This is a genomic window from Acinetobacter pecorum (assembly GCF_014837015.1).
Lineage (GTDB): Bacteria > Pseudomonadota > Gammaproteobacteria > Pseudomonadales > Moraxellaceae > Acinetobacter > Acinetobacter pecorum.
The window spans coordinates 161,726-178,273 of record NZ_JACSPT010000004.1; the positions used below are offsets into that span (position 1 = coordinate 161,726).

17 protein-coding genes are annotated in these 16,548 nt (G+C 43.4%); 9 read left to right on the forward strand and 8 right to left on the reverse strand.

The window, feature by feature from the left end; translation table 11 throughout:
- Nucleotides 1-158 precede the first annotated feature (158 nt).
- The 3 genes from H9629_RS04785 (at nucleotide 159) to H9629_RS04795 (ending at nucleotide 3,932) form a co-directional block, all read left to right on the forward strand.
- The gene (locus H9629_RS04785) at nucleotides 159-2,183 is read left to right on the forward strand and encodes an NADPH-dependent 2,4-dienoyl-CoA reductase (protein ID WP_064095294.1); all 2,025 of its coding nucleotides are present in this window, start codon (nucleotides 159-161) and stop codon (nucleotides 2,181-2,183) included.
- Between the two features lie 155 nt (nucleotides 2,184-2,338).
- Nucleotides 2,339-2,749, forward strand: coding sequence for a nuclear transport factor 2 family protein (locus H9629_RS04790; RefSeq protein WP_064095295.1), 411 nt, complete (start codon nucleotides 2,339-2,341; stop codon nucleotides 2,747-2,749).
- A gap of 70 nt (nucleotides 2,750-2,819) precedes the next feature.
- A complete protein-coding gene (locus H9629_RS04795) occupies nucleotides 2,820-3,932 on the forward strand; it encodes a YheT family hydrolase (RefSeq protein WP_064095296.1) in 1,113 nt (370 codons plus the stop codon).
- Between the two features lie 57 nt (nucleotides 3,933-3,989).
- Here H9629_RS04795 and H9629_RS04800 read toward each other — a convergent pair whose 3' ends face one another.
- Entirely contained in the window at nucleotides 3,990-4,400 is a 411-nt protein-coding gene (locus tag H9629_RS04800) for a hypothetical protein (protein WP_225215722.1), read from the reverse strand.
- 225 nt (nucleotides 4,401-4,625) lie between these two features.
- On the opposite strand from H9629_RS04800, the gene H9629_RS04805 reads away from it, so the two are divergent.
- The 6 genes from H9629_RS04805 (at nucleotide 4,626) to rodA (ending at nucleotide 10,828) form a co-directional block, all read left to right on the forward strand.
- Nucleotides 4,626-6,266, forward strand: a complete 1,641-nt coding sequence (locus H9629_RS04805; protein WP_191730607.1) for a CTP synthase — start codon at nucleotides 4,626-4,628, stop codon at nucleotides 6,264-6,266.
- A gap of 31 nt (nucleotides 6,267-6,297) precedes the next feature.
- Entirely contained in the window at nucleotides 6,298-7,155 is an 858-nt protein-coding gene (gene kdsA, locus H9629_RS04810; protein ID WP_064102662.1) for a 3-deoxy-8-phosphooctulonate synthase, read from the forward strand.
- A 45-nt stretch (nucleotides 7,156-7,200) separates the two neighbouring features.
- Nucleotides 7,201-8,490: a phosphopyruvate hydratase gene (gene eno / locus H9629_RS04815; RefSeq protein ID WP_064095300.1), complete on the forward strand. Its 1,290-nt coding sequence runs from the start codon at nucleotides 7,201-7,203 to the stop codon at nucleotides 8,488-8,490.
- A gap of 7 nt (nucleotides 8,491-8,497) precedes the next feature.
- On the forward strand, nucleotides 8,498-8,893 hold the full coding sequence (gene ftsB, locus H9629_RS04820; protein WP_081406324.1) for a cell division protein FtsB: 396 nt from the start codon (nucleotides 8,498-8,500) through the stop codon (nucleotides 8,891-8,893).
- Complete coding sequence (gene ispD, locus H9629_RS04825) at nucleotides 8,862-9,575, forward strand: 2-C-methyl-D-erythritol 4-phosphate cytidylyltransferase (protein WP_064095302.1); 714 nt, start codon at nucleotides 8,862-8,864, stop codon at nucleotides 9,573-9,575. Before ftsB ends, ispD begins: the two co-directional genes overlap by 32 nt.
- A gap of 113 nt (nucleotides 9,576-9,688) precedes the next feature.
- Complete coding sequence (rodA, locus tag H9629_RS04830) at nucleotides 9,689-10,828, forward strand: rod shape-determining protein RodA (RefSeq protein ID WP_064095303.1); 1,140 nt, start codon at nucleotides 9,689-9,691, stop codon at nucleotides 10,826-10,828.
- 152 nt (nucleotides 10,829-10,980) lie between these two features.
- Here the strand turns inward: rodA and H9629_RS04835 are convergent, their stop codons facing one another.
- From H9629_RS04835 to H9629_RS04865, 7 genes are all read right to left on the reverse strand, one after another.
- Nucleotides 10,981-11,283: a cyd operon YbgE family protein gene (locus H9629_RS04835; protein ID WP_064095304.1), complete on the reverse strand. Its 303-nt coding sequence runs from the start codon at nucleotides 11,281-11,283 to the stop codon at nucleotides 10,981-10,983.
- Between the two features lie 3 nt (nucleotides 11,284-11,286).
- On the reverse strand, nucleotides 11,287-11,388 hold the full coding sequence (gene cydX / locus H9629_RS04840; protein WP_004278713.1) for a cytochrome bd-I oxidase subunit CydX: 102 nt from the start codon (nucleotides 11,386-11,388) through the stop codon (nucleotides 11,287-11,289).
- Nucleotides 11,389-11,413: 25 nt separating this feature from the next.
- Nucleotides 11,414-12,559 carry a cytochrome d ubiquinol oxidase subunit II gene (gene cydB, locus H9629_RS04845; RefSeq protein WP_004645267.1) on the reverse strand — a complete coding sequence of 382 codons (1,146 nt, stop codon included), beginning with the start codon at nucleotides 12,557-12,559 and terminating at the stop codon, nucleotides 11,414-11,416.
- Entirely contained in the window at nucleotides 12,556-14,142 is a 1,587-nt protein-coding gene (locus H9629_RS04850; RefSeq protein ID WP_064095306.1) for a cytochrome ubiquinol oxidase subunit I, read from the reverse strand. The genes cydB and H9629_RS04850 overlap by 4 nt, the downstream gene beginning before the upstream one ends.
- A complete protein-coding gene (gene cydP, locus H9629_RS04855; RefSeq protein WP_004645265.1) occupies nucleotides 14,142-14,333 on the reverse strand; it encodes a cytochrome oxidase putative small subunit CydP in 192 nt (63 codons plus the stop codon). Before cydP ends, H9629_RS04850 begins: the two co-directional genes overlap by 1 nt.
- A gap of 435 nt (nucleotides 14,334-14,768) precedes the next feature.
- Entirely contained in the window at nucleotides 14,769-15,821 is a 1,053-nt protein-coding gene (locus H9629_RS04860; RefSeq protein WP_064095307.1) for a porin, read from the reverse strand.
- 313 nt (nucleotides 15,822-16,134) lie between these two features.
- Entirely contained in the window at nucleotides 16,135-16,548 is a 414-nt protein-coding gene (locus tag H9629_RS04865) for an HIT family protein (RefSeq protein ID WP_064095308.1), read from the reverse strand.

The following is a 16,548-nucleotide window of genomic DNA, read 5'->3' on the forward strand; positions in this document are numbered from 1 at the left end:
TCAAAAAAATGACTCTGGATTATTATGCAACATGTTGCATAAAAATCAATTCTGCACTATAAATTAGTGCAACAAGTTGCATAAGGCTGATATCTGATAGAAATAATCAGTCAGCCTGAATAAAAATAGCCAGCACGTGTGCACGCTAGGGAGTTGAAATGTCTAAATATCCGAATTTACTTGCCCCACTGGATCTGGGTTTTACTACGCTTAAAAACCGTGTCCTAATGGGCTCTATGCATGTGGGCTTGGAAGAAGCACCGGGTGGTTATGATCGGATGGCTGCTTTTTATGCAGAGCGTGCCAAAGGTGGAGTAGCTTTAATTGTCACCGGCGGAATTTCTCCAAACGATCATGGAGTGACTTTTCAGGGTGGATCCAAGCTTGATACAGTTGAAGAAGCTGAAAAGCATAAGGTGATTACGCAGGCAGTGCATGAAGCTGGCGGTAAAATTGCCATGCAGATCCTGCATACCGGACGATATTCCTATCAGGCAGAAAATGTCGCGCCGTCACCGATTCAGGCACCGATTAATCCGGTCAAACCGCATGCTTTGACTTCTGCAGAAGTGCAGCAGACCATTGATGATTTCGCAAATTGTGCCAAGCTGGCTCAGTATGCTGGTTATGACGGTGTGGAAATCATGGGTTCGGAAGGCTACCTGATCAATGAATTTATCGCAGCACGTACTAACCACCGTGATGATGAATGGGGCGGCAGCTATGAAAACCGGATTCGCTTCCCGATTGAAATCGTGCGCCGTACCCGTGAAATGGTAGGTAAGAACTTTATTATCATTTACCGTCTTTCAATGCTGGATCTGGTAGAAGGTGGTTCAACATTAGAAGAAGTGATTCAGCTGGCCAAGGCAATTGAAAAAGCGGGTGCTACCATTATCAACACCGGCATCGGCTGGCATGAAGCGCGTATTCCGACCATCGCCACCAAAGTACCACGGGCAGCCTTTACCTGGGTAACACGCAAGCTGAAAGGGCAGGTAAGCGTCCCGCTCATCACCTCTAACCGGATTAATACACCGGAAATGGCTGAGTATGTATTGGCTTCGGGTGATGCTGATATGATCTCAATGGCTCGTCCAATGCTGGCGGACTCAGAGTTTGTATTAAAAGCTGAACAGGGCCGTAGCGATGAAATCAATACCTGTATCGGCTGTAACCAGGCCTGTCTGGATCATATTTTCTCGATGAAAATTGCGACCTGTCTGGTCAATCCGCGGGCCTGTTATGAAACCGAGCTAATTTTTAAAGAAACCAATGTAGCAAAAAATATTGCCGTGATTGGTGCAGGGCCGGCCGGTTTAAGTTTTGCTATTTATGCAGCGAATCGTGGTCATCATGTAACTATATTCGAAGCCGCTGCGCAGATCGGTGGGCAGTTCAATATCGCTAAAACCATTCCAGGCAAGGAAGAGTTTTATGAAACTTTACGTTATTTTAAGCGTCAGATTGAATTGCAACCACGTATCAAGTTATTGCTGAATCGTAAGGCGACTTTTGAGCAGCTGGTTTCTGCAGAATTCGATGATATTGTGGTGGCAACAGGGGTAACACCGCGTCAGCTTAATATCCCAGGTATTGATCATCCTAAGGTGCTGTCTTATCTTGACGTACTAAGAGAGCGTAAACCAGTTGGTCAGCGTGTCGCGATTATTGGTGCAGGCGGTATTGGTTTTGATACAGCCGAGCTTCTCAGCCATGGTGCCGAAAGTGGTAGCGTCAATCCGGAAAAATTCTATGATGAATGGGGTATCGATACCGACTATGAAAATGTCGGTGGACTTAAACCAGCCCATGTAGAACAACCGCAGCGTGAAATTTATTTGTTGCAACGTAAAGCAGCTTCTGTGGGTTCCAGTCTGGGTAAAACCACCGGTTGGATTCATCGTACAGGCTTGAAACACCGTCATGTAAAAATGATTGCAGGGGCAAGTTATGAAAGAATTGATGATCAAGGTTTACATATTGTTGTAAATGACAAACCTGCGTTGCTGGAGGTCGATCAAATTATCATTTGCGCCGGTCAGGAATCTTATACTGCTATGTTTGATGAATTGAAAGCGGCAGGTAAAAGTGTTCATCTGATTGGTGGTGCGAAAGAAGCAGGTGAGCTGGATGCCAAGCGCGCAATCCGTCAGGGCGCTGAATTGGCTGCGGTGATCTGAAAATATTAAAACCCGCTTTCCTCCCTCTCCTTTAATAAAGGAGAGGGTTAGGGAGCGGATTTATAATAAAAAATCCCCCTTGCGAAGCAGTACTTCTCACCTTTAATAAAGGGGGAATCCCGTCTATTAAAAAATATCAAAAAAAGGACTCCAAAATGACCATCGAAACTACAAGAAAGTCCATTGCGCGCTGGCATGAGATGCTGGAAAAGGATGATCTGTCGATCTTGAATGAGCTACTTGCTGAAAATGTGGTGTTTCGTTCGCCAGTGGCTTTTCAGCCTTATTCTGGAAAACAGGTGGTATTCTTTATCCTGTCCAATGTAATTCAGGTCTTTGAAAATTTCACTTATCACCGTGAATTCTTCAGTGAAGATGGTAACAATGTCGTACTTGAGTTTTCTGCTCAAGTGGGCGATAAGAAACTGAAAGGAGTTGACATGATTCATTTTGATGATGAAGGTCAGATCACTGACTTTGAAGTCATGCTTAGACCTAAATCCGGACTAGAAGCTTTAGCCTTACATATGGGCCAACGGATGCAGTCATTCCAAGCTAAAACTTAATTCGAATTATTGATATCAAGTCGGCATGAAATTTGTAAATCACAGCTAGTAACGCTAGAGGGGATGACAGATGAAAATGTTGCTTAAAAAAATGGGTCAGCTTTCCAGTGAATATCTGGATCGCTTCAGTGGAGCAGATCAGCCGACCCTCTATTACAATCCGAATGGTATTTTTTCAGGATTAATTGAATATTTACCACAACTTAAACAGAAATACCGTCCTACGCCATGGCTAGCCAATGCACATGCACATATTCTGTATCTGGATCTGATAAAAAAACGGACCATCAAGCTGAGATATGATTTGCTTGAGCAGCTAAAAATGTCAGATGGCGGTATTACCGGTATTGCATGGTATGGTCTGGATCTTCCTGCAAATACACCTACCATTGTTTTATTGCATACGATAACCGGTTCTCCTGAGTCAATGCGGGAACTGGTACGGGATCTGCATAAATATACCGGTTGGCGCGTGGCTTTATGCTTACGCCGTGGCCATGCCCACCTGCCAATGCCTGTCCCTAAAATGAATCTTTTTGGTTCGACCCAAGACTTGCGGGAACAGTTGCTTTATATCCAGGATAAATTTCCTCAATCCGATCTTTATGGGGTTGGCTCATCTGCCGGTACAGGTTTGCTTGTCCGTTATCTCGGCGAAGAAGGCGAACAGACACCATTAAAAGCCGCATTTGCCTTGTGTCCAGGCTATGACATGGAAACGGGATTCGATTATGTCCATCCATTTTATAGTAAGGTCATGACCAAAAAACTGATTAAGCGTTTTATCCAGCCTTATCAGGAAACCTGGCAAGTCTGTCCGAGCTGGAAAAGATTACTGGAAGTTAAAGATCTATCCGAGTTTGAACGACTCTATTTTGAGCTGGCCGGATTTAAAGATTATGTGAGTTATACGCAAGCCACCAATCCTATCTACGTCTTTGAAAATGTCAAAATTCCATTGATGATTTTGAATTCGGAGGATGATCCGGTTTGTAATATCCGGAATCTGGAGCCTCATAAGGATAAAATCAGAGCCATGCCGAATATTGTCGTGATTACCACTAAAAGAGGCAGTCATTGCGGTTTTTATCAAGGCTTGATGCAAACCGAATCATGGGCCACTCGTCTGATGGCAGATTACCTGATTCATTTATCTCGTACGCAAGTACAGGCATCTGCCTAAAAAGTCTTAATAAAAAACCCAGCAAATGCTGGGTTTTTTTGATGAATGATCTTGTAATTAGTTAAGTGCTGGCATTGCTGCAGCAATCGCATCAGCAACTGCATCATCTTCCGACTTGTTTTCTGGGTCAGAATTGGTTTTAGGTGCAGTTGAAGCAGGCTCTTCACTGGTTTCCTTAACTGATGTTGGCTCGCTAGTTTCCGGCTTTTTGATTTCACGGCGGATTTCAGTCGTTGTGTTTTCAGTTTGCTCACGTTGAATTTCAACCGTTGGTACCGCTTCTTCAATGACTTCTTCTTCTACTACCGGCTCAAGCGGTTCAAATTGTACCGGTTCTGGAGTTGAGATTTCTGATGCTGGAGCAACTTCTACTTGTTCTTCTTCTTTTGGTGCTTCTTTTTTTACACACGCAGTTAATGTCAGGCCAGTCAGGATTAGGGTGGAGATTAAAAGTTTCTTCATCATCATTGCATCAAACATAAAAGTGTGGAGGGGATACACCATTATAGCAGCAAAATGCAAGATAGAAATCATATGAACTTACTGTAATTTTTTAGGGGAATTGCTGTTAGAATAGTCAATTGTTTATTGTTCTTTGAATTGATGCGGATTGACTTTGCTTTCTAGGTACAAGGTAAAGTAAAATTGCGCAACATTGCAGGCCGATTTAGGCTCGATTGTACGAGAAACCCAATGACCCATTTTATTTTCGTTACTGGTGGTGTAGTTTCATCACTAGGTAAAGGTATTTCAGCTGCTTCTGTTGCTGCACTTTTAGAAGCTCGTGGTTTAAAAGTGACCATGGTAAAAATGGATCCATACATTAATGTCGATCCAGGGACAATGAGCCCATTCCAGCATGGTGAAGTTTTTGTTACAGAAGATGGTGCTGAAACAGACTTAGACTTGGGTTACTACGAACGTTTCTTGCGTCGTGCGAAAATGACCAAACTAAATAACTTCACATCAGGCCGTGTTTACCAGGATGTTCTGAACAAAGAACGCCGTGGTGACTATCTAGGCGGTACTGTGCAAGTTATTCCACACATTACTGACAATATCAAAGAGCGTGTACTTCGTGCAGGCGAAGGTTATGACGTTGCGATCGTAGAGATCGGCGGTACTGTAGGTGACATTGAATCTCTCCCATTCATGGAATCTGTACGTCAGTTGATGGTTGAACTTGGTCATAAACGTACCATGTTAATGCACTTAACGTTACTCCCATACATTAAGTCTGCAGCAGAATTAAAAACCAAACCAACACAGCACTCTGTTAAAGAACTCCTGTCGATTGGTATTCAGCCAGACATTCTCATCTGTCGTACAGAGTACGATGTAGATGCCGATACAACGCGTAAGATTGCATTATTTACTAACGTTGAAGCACGTGCCGTTGTGGTATGTAAAGATGCACGTTCGATCTATCAGATTCCACGTACATTCTACGAACAAAATGTTGATGATTTAATCTGTGAGCGTTTTGGCTTTAACGATCTTCCTGAAGCTGATTTAACAGATTGGGATAACGTGGTAGAAGCTTTACTAAACCCTGAATACACGGTTCGTGTGGCAATGGTTGGTAAATACGTTGAACTTCCAGATGCCTATAAGTCAGTAAATGAGGCACTTCTACATGCGGGTATTCAAAACCGTGTGAAAGTTCAGATTGACTACGTAAACGCTGAAGAGCTTGAAAGCCAAGAAGTAGCAGAGGTATTGAAAGATGCTGATGCGATTCTGGTTCCAGGTGGTTTCGGTGAGCGCGGTACTGAAGGTAAAATGAAGGCGATTCAATTCGCACGTGAGAACGGTGTGCCGTTCCTCGGTATTTGCTTGGGTATGCAGTTGGCTGTGATCGAATATGCACGTAATGTTGCGGGTATTGCAGATGCAACTTCAACTGAATTTAACCGTTCAACCAAATCTCCATTGATTGGTCTGATTACTGAATGGTTAGATGAGCGCGGTGAAGTTCAGCAACGTTCTGCTGACTCAGATCTGGGTGGCACGATGCGTCTAGGTGCGCAAAAATCTGAACTGGTTGCAGGAACTAAAACTGCAGAAGTTTATGGTTCTGAAGAAATCATCGAGCGTCACCGTCACCGTTACGAGATGAACAACCGTTATATCCCAGTGCTGGAAGAAAAAGGCATGAAGATTTCTGGTTATTCTCCGGTACAACATCTGGTAGAAACTGTTGAAATTCCTGCACATCCTTGGTTTATTGCAGTACAATTCCACCCGGAATTTACCAGCTCGCCACGTGATGGACATCCATTATTTGCCAGTTTCATTGATGCTGCAAAAAAGCAGTACCAAAAAACCAAATAATGCGAGTTTAAGACACAACTAGGAAGTTTAAATGTCACAATTAAAACCACAAGAAATTGTACGTTTAGGCGATATACAAATGGCAAACCACTTGCCATTTGTACTATTCGGCGGCATGAACGTACTCGAGTCTAAAGACCTGGCTTTTGAAATTGCAGAGACTTATGTTGATATCTGCAAACGTCTAGATATTCCATATGTCTTTAAAGCAAGTTTTGATAAAGCCAACCGTTCAAGCCTGAACTCATTCCGTGGGCCTGGCCTGGAAAAAGGTCTCGAGTGGTTAGCAGACATTAAAAAACACTTTAATGTGCCAATCATCACTGATGTACATGAGCCGTATCAGGCGGCTCCTGTGGCGGAAGTTGCTGACATTATCCAGCTTCCTGCATTTTTAAGTCGTCAGACTGACCTGGTTGAAGCGATGGCAAAAACGGATGCCATCATCAACATCAAAAAAGCCCAGTTCCTGGCTCCGCACGAAATGCGCCATATTCTGCATAAGTGTCTGGAAGCGGGAAATGACAAGCTGATTCTTTGTGAACGCGGTTCATCATTTGGCTATAACAATCTGGTTGTAGACATGTTGGGCTTCGACGTCATGAAAGAAATGAATGTGCCAGTATTCTTTGATGTCACCCATGCCTTACAGACGCCAGGCGGTCGTGCTGACTCTGCCGGCGGTCGTCGTGCCCAGATTACTACACTGGCACGTGCCGGTATGGCAACAGGTCTTGCAGGTTTGTTCCTGGAAGCCCATCCAAATCCGGATGTGGCAAAATGTGATGGTCCTTGTGCCTTGCGTTTATCTCAACTAGAGCCATTCCTCGCTCAACTCAAAGAGCTGGATACTTTAGTGAAAGGATTTGAAAAATTAGATACCCATTGATGCAGTTTTAAGCATCCTGTTATTCAATCAACTGAGGAATTGTTCATGAGTCAAATCGTTGACATTCGTGCACGTGAAATTTTGGACTCTCGTGGTAACCCAACCATCGAAGCAGACGTTATCTTAGCATCTGGCGTAGTTGGCCGTGCATGTGCACCATCTGGTGCTTCAACTGGTTCTCGTGAAGCTTTAGAACTTCGTGATGGCGATAAAGCGCGTTACTTGGGTAAAGGCGTTAAAACTGCGGTGAACAACGTAAACACGTTGATTCGTGAAGCGTTAATTGGTAAGTCAGTATTCGAGCAAAAAGACATTGATCACACGATGATCGCGCTTGATGGTACTGAAAATAAAGAAAAACTAGGTGCAAACGCAACTTTGGCAGTTTCTCTTGCTGCTGCGCGTGCTGCTGCTGAAGAAAAGAAAGTTCCACTTTTCCAATACATCGCAGACCTTCGTAATAACAGCATTTTAACCATGCCTGTTCCAATGATGAACATCCTGAATGGTGGTTCACACGCAGATAACAACGTTGATATCCAAGAGTTCATGATTGAGCCTGTAGGCTTCACTTCATTCTCTGAAGCGTTACGCGCAGGTGCTGAAATCTTCCATTCTTTGAAATCGGTTTTAAAGAAACAAGGTTTGAACACTGCTGTAGGTGATGAAGGTGGTTTCGCGCCGAACCTTCGTTCAAACGAGGAAGCAATTACTGTTATTCTAGAAGCAATTGAAAAGACTGGCTACAAAGCAGGTTCTGACATCATGCTTGCACTTGACTGTGCATCTTCAGAATTCTACAAAGATGGTCAGTATATCCTTGCAGGTGAAGGCAACAAAGCATTCACAAGCAACCAGTTCTCTGATTACCTTGCTGGTCTGGTGAACCAGTACCCAATCATTTCAATCGAAGATGGTTTGGACGAATCTGACTGGGAAGGTTGGTCTTACCTGACTTCTATCCTTGGCGACAAGATCCAGTTGGTGGGTGATGATTTGTTTGTAACGAATCCGAAAATCCTGCAACGTGGTATCAATGAGAAAGTCGCTAACTCGATTCTGATCAAATACAACCAGATCGGTACCTTAACTGAAACTCTAGATGCAATCTATCTTGCGAAAGCAAATGGTTATTCTACAGTGATTTCTCACCGTTCAGGCGAAACTGAAGATTCAACGATTGCAGATCTTGCAGTGGGTACAGCAGCGGGTCAAATCAAGACAGGTTCACTTTGCCGTTCTGACCGTGTAGCAAAATATAATCAATTACTTCGCATTGAAGAATTGACTCATGCTGCATATCGCGGTAAAGCTGAGTTCAAGGGTTTGAACTAAGCGACTTATGTCAATGTTATTAAATGTATTCGACTCTTTGATGAGTAAAGTACTGTTGGGCCTTGCGATCGTTCTGATCGCAGGGTTTCAATATTTATACTGGTTTGGTGAAGGTGGTTATCATGATCATCAGCAACTGACCCAGAAAATCCAGCAACAAGTAGAATTAAATGAAGAGCTAAAAGAACGTAATCGCGTTCTCGCAGCAGAAGTCTATGATTTGAAGAATGGTATTGAAGCCATCGAAGAGCATGCACGTTTAGATCTTGGCCTGATTAAGCCTCATGAAACTTTTGTTCAAATGAGTACCATCAGCACCCAATATAAACCGATCTATCTTAATCCCAATTCTAAAGTAGACCTGCGAACCAATGAGTCAGCTGAAGTACCAACCACACCCTAAACTTTGGGCCATTCTTCCAGCTGCAGGTTCCGGTAGCCGTTTCTCTAAAACAGAGCTGAAACAATACCAGATGATTCAGGAGCAGACAGTTCTTGAACATACGGTGGCACGTCTAAATCAACTGCCTTTGGCGGGTTATGTTCTGGCGATTGGTGAACAGGACAACGTGGCGAAAACCCTGCCATTTTCCAGTCTGGAGAAGGCCCATTTTTGTCAGGGTGGTGCCGAGCGGGTGAACTCTGTATTGAATGCATTGATTTATTTATCTCAAATCACTTCTGAAGATGACTGGGTGCTGGTCCATGATGCGGCGCGTCCGTGTGTCAGTCAGGATTGTCTTCAGCAGTTAGTCAATGCGGCGATGACCAAGGATCAGGCTGCAATTTTGGCGATTCCGGTACGAGATACCCTGAAACGGGTCATGACTGGTTCTGATATTGAGGAAACGGTCGATCGCTCGATGCTCTGGCAAGCACAAACCCCACAAATGGCGAAACTGGGAGTCTTGAAGCGCGCCATTCAACAGGCGTTGAAAAATGGTGCAACCATTACCGATGAAGCCAGCGCACTGGAGCATATTGGTGAGCAGGTGAGTGTAGTTCAAGGGCGTTCTGATAATATTAAAATTACTTATCCGGATGATCTGGAACTCGCCAGGCTGATTTTACAAGCTCAGGCGTAAAAATGTATTCAAATAAAATTTAAATAAAAGCAGAATAAATCTGGCTATGGCGATCTATTCCCTATGGCTTTCACTTATAATTTTGCCATCATTCTTTTTTCACCTTCTGGCCAATGATACCTTCACAGCAGTATCGGTTTTTACGTCATTCTTTGCGTGATGGACGTAGTATTAACCCGCAAGATTCATCTCGATGGACCAAGTTGCACCTTGATCCGTGGTTATTGTGCTTTCTGATTCTGAATGCAATCCTGGGTTTAATGGTGGTGTATAGCGCGACCTCCGAAGACTCTGGCATGGTGGTGCGTCAGGCGATCAGTTTCGGAATTGGCTTTGTGCTGCTGTTTATCTGTGCGCAGATTCCACCGAAAGTCTATCAGGCGATTAGTCCATACCTGTATGCCTTCGGAATATTCATGCTGCTTCTGGTCTTTGTGATTGGTGAAAAACGTTTAGGTGCAACCCGCTGGATTACCTTGCCAGGGGTAGGAAGTATGCAACCGAGTGAGGTGATGAAATTTGCGATGCCTTTGATGATGGCCTGGTATTTTGCACGCAAGCCGTTTCCTCCCAAATTTTTGCATATTGTCGGGGCTTTGATTTTATTGGGGATACCATTTGTTTTAGTGGCACTTCAGCCTGATTTGAATATTGGTTTGGTGATTCCCGGTATTTTTGTTCTATTTTTAAGTGGGATGTCGTGGCGTCTGATTGGTGGTGCAGCGGCGGCAGTAGCCGTGGCAGCTCCGGCTGCATGGATGTTCGTACTACAGGAATATCAAAAAAAACGTATCACCACGTTGTTCGATCCGGAGTCAGATGCCTTGGGCGCGGGCTGGAATATTATCCAGTCCAAAATCGCCATTGGTTCAGGCGGTTCCACAGGTAAAGGCTATACTGAAGGTACGCAATCGCATTTGGGTTATCTCCCTGAACATCATACTGACTTTATTATGTCGACCTATGCCGAAGAATTCGGTTTTATTGGTGTTTTCCTGCTGTTCAGTTTATTCACTGCCATTATTATTCGCTGTTTGATGATTGGTTTAAACAGCTTTCATAACTTTGGCCGTTTATATGCTGGAGCCATGGGACTGACTTTCTTCTTCTTTGTATTTTTAAACTCAGGCATGGTGAGCGGGATTTTACCTGTAACTGGAGATCCATTGCCGCTGATGAGTTATGGTGGAACGGCAGTGATTTCCATGCTGGCCGGGATGGGCATTGTGATGTCGATTCATACCCATCGATAAATTATTCTAAAAGTTGGACTTTTTCCGGCTTTCTTATAGACTTAAGATAAGTTGTTTTAAAAATCCAGTTGGGCCAGAAGAAAAAAAGAATATTCTAGAACTCGTATTAAATTAAAAAAGCCCTCATTTGAGGGCTTTTTTAATTTAATACTTTAACTGAAAAACCAGGTGTAATAGCCCCAGATCATTAAAGGCCAGGCTAAAAATGGACTAAACAGCCATTTCCAGAACCAGTGGCGCGGCATAAAGCCCACACCATGGACAAAGCCTCCAGAAATACCAATCATAATATACATCATGGCACTATGGCTATATTCACCATTGGCATCCAGCATTGCGGAAGGATGAACCAATAACACGGCTGCGAGAGGAAAAGCCAGGAGGCAGGAAATCATCATCGCAAATTTGTTTGGTTTCTTGTCTACAACGGTTTTCTCAAGCGCAGCTTCGGTCATGTTTTATTCCTCATCCAGGTCTTGATGTTGTTCCATGTAAATGGCAGCAATTACACTGGCAAAACACGCCATCAGTACACCCAGAATCCAAGCAAAATACCACATAGTTGTCTCTCCTTAAGACATAGCCTTAGTACAGGCTATGTGAATTATCTTCAATGTGTTTGTTGGTAATCACGCCCCACATCTTGTAATAACACCAGGTGGTATAGATGAGGATCAGTGGAACAAAGATACAGGCAGCAACGGTCATAACGGTTAAGGTATTTTTACTAGATACTGCATCCCACATAGTCAGACTTGCAACCGGGTTAATGCTTGAAGGCATCAGGAAAGGGAACAGGGCAAAACCGGCAGTCAGGATGGCACCGATGACAGCCAGAGATGAACCTAGGAAGCTCAAGCCTGCTTTGTTTTTACCTGCTGCCAAGACAATGATCAAGCCACCCAAAATTCCGGCAATAGGCGCTGCCATCGTGATTGGATAAGTCGAATAGTTGTTCATCCAGCCTGGATTGGCATTGGTCAATACTTCTTTTGCGAGCGGATTAGCAACACCATTGGTATCAAAAGGTGTAACTAGGGTATAGCCTTGAATACCACCAAAGTACAGCCAAGCGCCTGCAGCCAGGAAGGTAACCAGATAAACCAGACCCATGATTTGTGTTGCTTTGGCAGAACGCTGACGTAGGTCACCATCTGTACGCAGCATTAACCATGCACCACCATGTGCACACAGCATCGATAAGCTGACCAGACCACAGACAATTGCAAACGGATTAAGCAGGGCAAAGAAGCTACCAGTATAAGTAGAACGTACAGTTTCATCTAAAGTAAATGGTACACCGAGGAACATGTTGCCGAATGCCACACCGAAAACCAAGGCAGGTACTGCACCGCCAATGGCTAGACCCCAGTCCCATGAATTGCGCCATTTGGTATTTTCCAGCTTTGAGCGATAGTCAAAGCCAACCGGACGCAGAAACAGGGCAAACAGGACCAGTAGCAGGGCCCAGTACATGCCGGAGAAGGCAGTTGCATAGACCATTGGCCAGGCAGCGAATAACGCACCGCCGGCAGTAATAAACCAGACCTGATTACCGTCCCAGTGCGGCGCAATGGTATTGATCGCTGCACGGCGCTCGCTATCATTTTTGCCCACAAATGGCATGATCGCCATGGAGCCCATATCGAAGCCGTCGGTGAGGGCAAAGCCAATCAGCAATACGCCGACCAGCACCCACCAAATGATTTTTAATAATTCATATTCGATCATGCTTGAGTCTCCCCATTTGACTTTTCTGCAGCTGCAAGCTTTTCAAAATGGTATTTACCAGTATGCAGTGAGCTTGGGCCAAGACGTGAGAACTTGATCATCAGATACATCTCGATAATCAGTAACACGGTATAGAATGCTGCCAATGCAAGGATTGAACCCCAGACATCACCTGTGCTTAAGCTTGATGCTGAAAGATGCGTCGGTAATACCTCACCAATAGTCCATGGTTGACGACCTACTTCTGCTACATACCAGCCAGTTTGCGCAGCAACCCAAGGTAAAGGCAGTGCAAATAAAGCAAATTTCAATAACCATGGTTTGTTTTCAGCATTACGTTTTGCTACCGCAAAAGTTGCCAGTGCAAATAGAAGTAGCATCAAGAAGCCAGAAGCCACCATGGCACGGAATGCCCAGAACAGGCTTGGTACGTGTGGAATGGTATCTTTAGCGGCTGCTTTGATTTGCTCTTCAGAGGCATCAACGACATTTGGCGTGTATTTTTTCAGAAGCAGACCGTAACCTAAGTCTTTTTGGCTTTCTTCAAAAGCGGTTTTTAGTTCTGGAGACTGATCACCAGCACGTAATTTTTCCAGTTGCGAATAGGCCACCATACCATTGCGGATACGCGCTTCATGCTGAACCAGCAGGTCCTTAATACCTGTGACTTGTTCTGTAGTAGAACGTGTGGCAATCAGACCCATCACATAAGGAATTTTCACTGCATAATCTGTAGTCATGGTTTCCTTATTCGGGATACCGAACAAAGTAAATGGCGCAGGTGCAGGATGAGTATCCCATTCTGCTTCAATTGCTGCCAGTTTGGTTTTTTGTACATCGCCCAGCTCATAACCTGATTCATCACCCAGTAAAATCACTGAAAGTGTAGAAGCAAGCCCAAAGATAGCTGCAATGGCAAAAGAACGGCGTGCAAAAGGCAGGTCACGTTTTTTCAGCATGTAGTAACTTGAAATAGCCAGTACGAAGATGGCACCTGTGACATAACCCGCAGATACGGTATGCACAAATTTAACCTGAGCGACCGGGTTAAAGATCAGTGCAGCAAAGTCCACCATTTCCATACGCATGGTTTCATAGTTAAATGCCGAACCGACCGGGTTTTGCATCCAGCCATTGGCGACCAGAATCCAGAGTGCGGACATGTTCGAGCCTAAAGCTACCAGCCAGGTTACGGCCAGATGTTGCACTTTGGAAAGACGATCCCAACCAAAGAAGAACAAGCCAATAAACGTCGATTCAAGGAAGAAGGCCATCAAACCTTCAATCGCCAGCGGTGCACCGAAAATATCACCGACATAATGCGAGTAATACGCCCAGTTGGTTCCGAACTGGAACTCCATGGTCAGGCCGGTGGTTACCCCTAAGGCAAAGTTAATACCAAACAGTTTTCCCCAGAACTTGGTCATGTCTTTATAGATTTCTTTGCCGGAAATCACATAGGTGGTTTCCATAATGGCAAGCAGAAATGCCAGACCTAGCGTCAGTGGAACAAAAATAAAGTGATACATCGCGGTCATGGCGAACTGGAACCGCGAGAGATCGACCACGCTTTCAGAAATCATCAACGTGTCTCCTGGATTTGGGAAGGATTGCCGGCGATACGCTCGGCGACTTGGTTATCAAAATTTTTAGGAATCGTAGGCGCATCAAACCAGATATTTTTAATTATCATTAGTAAAATAACCTTGATAATTAAAATGGCGGTTATTTCTCTAACCACTCTCTGGTTTAGATTTTTGGGAACTAAGCTCATTCGACTAAGCCTGTTATATGACTTGTTGTATATTATTAATCTATTGTAACTAAAAAATAAATAGACGATACAGTTTAAATAAATATATATTTATAAGTATTTGAAAATAATAAATATATATTTATATGAGTTAAAATTTATTCTAAATATTTTTTATTATTTTATGTAATTTTATTGGTTTTTAAATCCGACTAAAATGCTTATATTTATATATTCGAATGTAGATTGTTTTAGTTGGATTAATACTTTTTAATCTGATTAAAATGCTTGGTTTTAAAATAAAGAATAAAATTAATCAAACTATTTTGGTTGGTTTTATAAGGGGTGAATATCAATGTCACAATCTTTCACATCATTTTATATTGATAAAAAACACGCCAAAAAAAGAACATGCTGGAGGCATGTTCTTTTTAAGCTTTGTGAGGGGGACTGGACTTAGAAGTCGTAACGCATGCCTAGGGAAAGTCCTAAACTGTCTTCACCGCGTACTCCACCTACAGTATTGGTACGACCTTGTGCCCAAGGGGTAAGGTTTGAGTTTTCATCATTTAGTACAGTTGCTATGTTGCCATAAATGCGAACTGTTGGATCTAAACGGTGCTCAAGTCCGATTGCCAGCAAAGTTGCATTCGCATCATCAGCATCGACATCGCGGTGGAATACTTCACCACGGAATGAGGTTTTTGGTGCAAATTTATATTCACCGGCTACACCAAATACTTGTGCATCTGGGTTTGCTTCAGAGTTATCGTGTTGAAGGAATTGGTATAAACCACCCAGGTTGAATTCAGGTGTGATTTTGTAAGCACCTGCGATACGGAAACCATCGCGCTCACCACGGGCAGCTTCTTCTTCGTAATGTTCATATGCAGCGGCGAAATCAACTTTACCTTCTTTATAGGTTAAAGCGAGGTCGTATGCCTTGTCTTTGTCTTTAGCGCCATCTTTAGTGGCGTCCGGGCTATTTGCTTCATGAAGTGACAAAGCCCCCAACACATTGAAACCGCCAGCAAATTTAGGTGATTTATATTCAATCGTATTGGCATTACGTTCATCAAAACGTAAGTTGCCAGCGCGGGTGACATTACGAATATCACCAACCATGTCACCAAAAAAATTGACCGGGCCACGTGCAACTTTAAACGGGCTGTCAAAGCGACCTACACGTGCTTGACCAAAGTCACCTTTTAAACCGACAAAAGTATCGCGGGTTGCAAATTCGAGATCATCATTTGCAGAACCACTAGAAAAGTTAATTTCTTGTTCAATTTGAGCAAAAACAGTCATTCCGTTTTCTAATTCTTGTTCAGCTTTAAAGCCTAAGCGTGAAGAATTTGAAGAAAGCCCCACTTCATTATAATCTGCACCATCATCCAGATAATCTAAAGAAACGTGTGCGCGACCATACACTTTAACATCAGCAGCAGCTGCCATGACCGGTGTTAAAATTGTTGCCCCAACTGCTAATGCGCAAAGAGTTTTTTTCATGTGTAGCTCCAATAAGACTTTTTTGGTCCTAACAAAGGTGTTGTGGTAGCTTTGTTAAATTTTGCTACCGTCCTGTATTGGTGCTAAGTATTAATTACAAATAAGACAGTAAGATTAAGGAAATATTTCAAATCTATTAAATGTTTCGTTTTGTAAGAACATTGAGGATGGGCGAATTTGTGTTCTAAAAATTATTACTATTCAAAATTTTGTCTTGGTATTTTTTATCAGCTTTTCTAAAGCGTAAATTAAAATGCACGATGAGGGCGAAAAAAATGGAGCCGAAGCTCCATTTTTGGATGTTAAGAATTTCTTAAAGGGCAGCTTTGATTTTCTCGGCCAAGGCTTTGATTTTTTCCTGATCGCCCATCTGCACAGCATGTTTGCCAAGATTGTGTAAAGAGGTTGGCACCAGATGAAAATGTATATGCGGTACCGTCTGACCCGCTGCAGCGCCAGATAACTGCATCAGTACGATGCCATCTACCCCTAAACCTTTTTCAATGGCTTTTGCAACTTTCTGTACGATCTGAATCGTATAAGCAGCCGCTTCAGGTGGCAAATCCAGTAAAGTGATTGCAGGAGTCTTCGGAACTACCAGTGTATGACCGTCTGCCTGAGGCATGATGTCCATAAATGCAAGAACTTGGTCATCTTCATACACTTTTATCGCAGGAAGTTCACCGCGTAGAATTCGTGCAAAAATATTCTGATCATCATAAGTCAT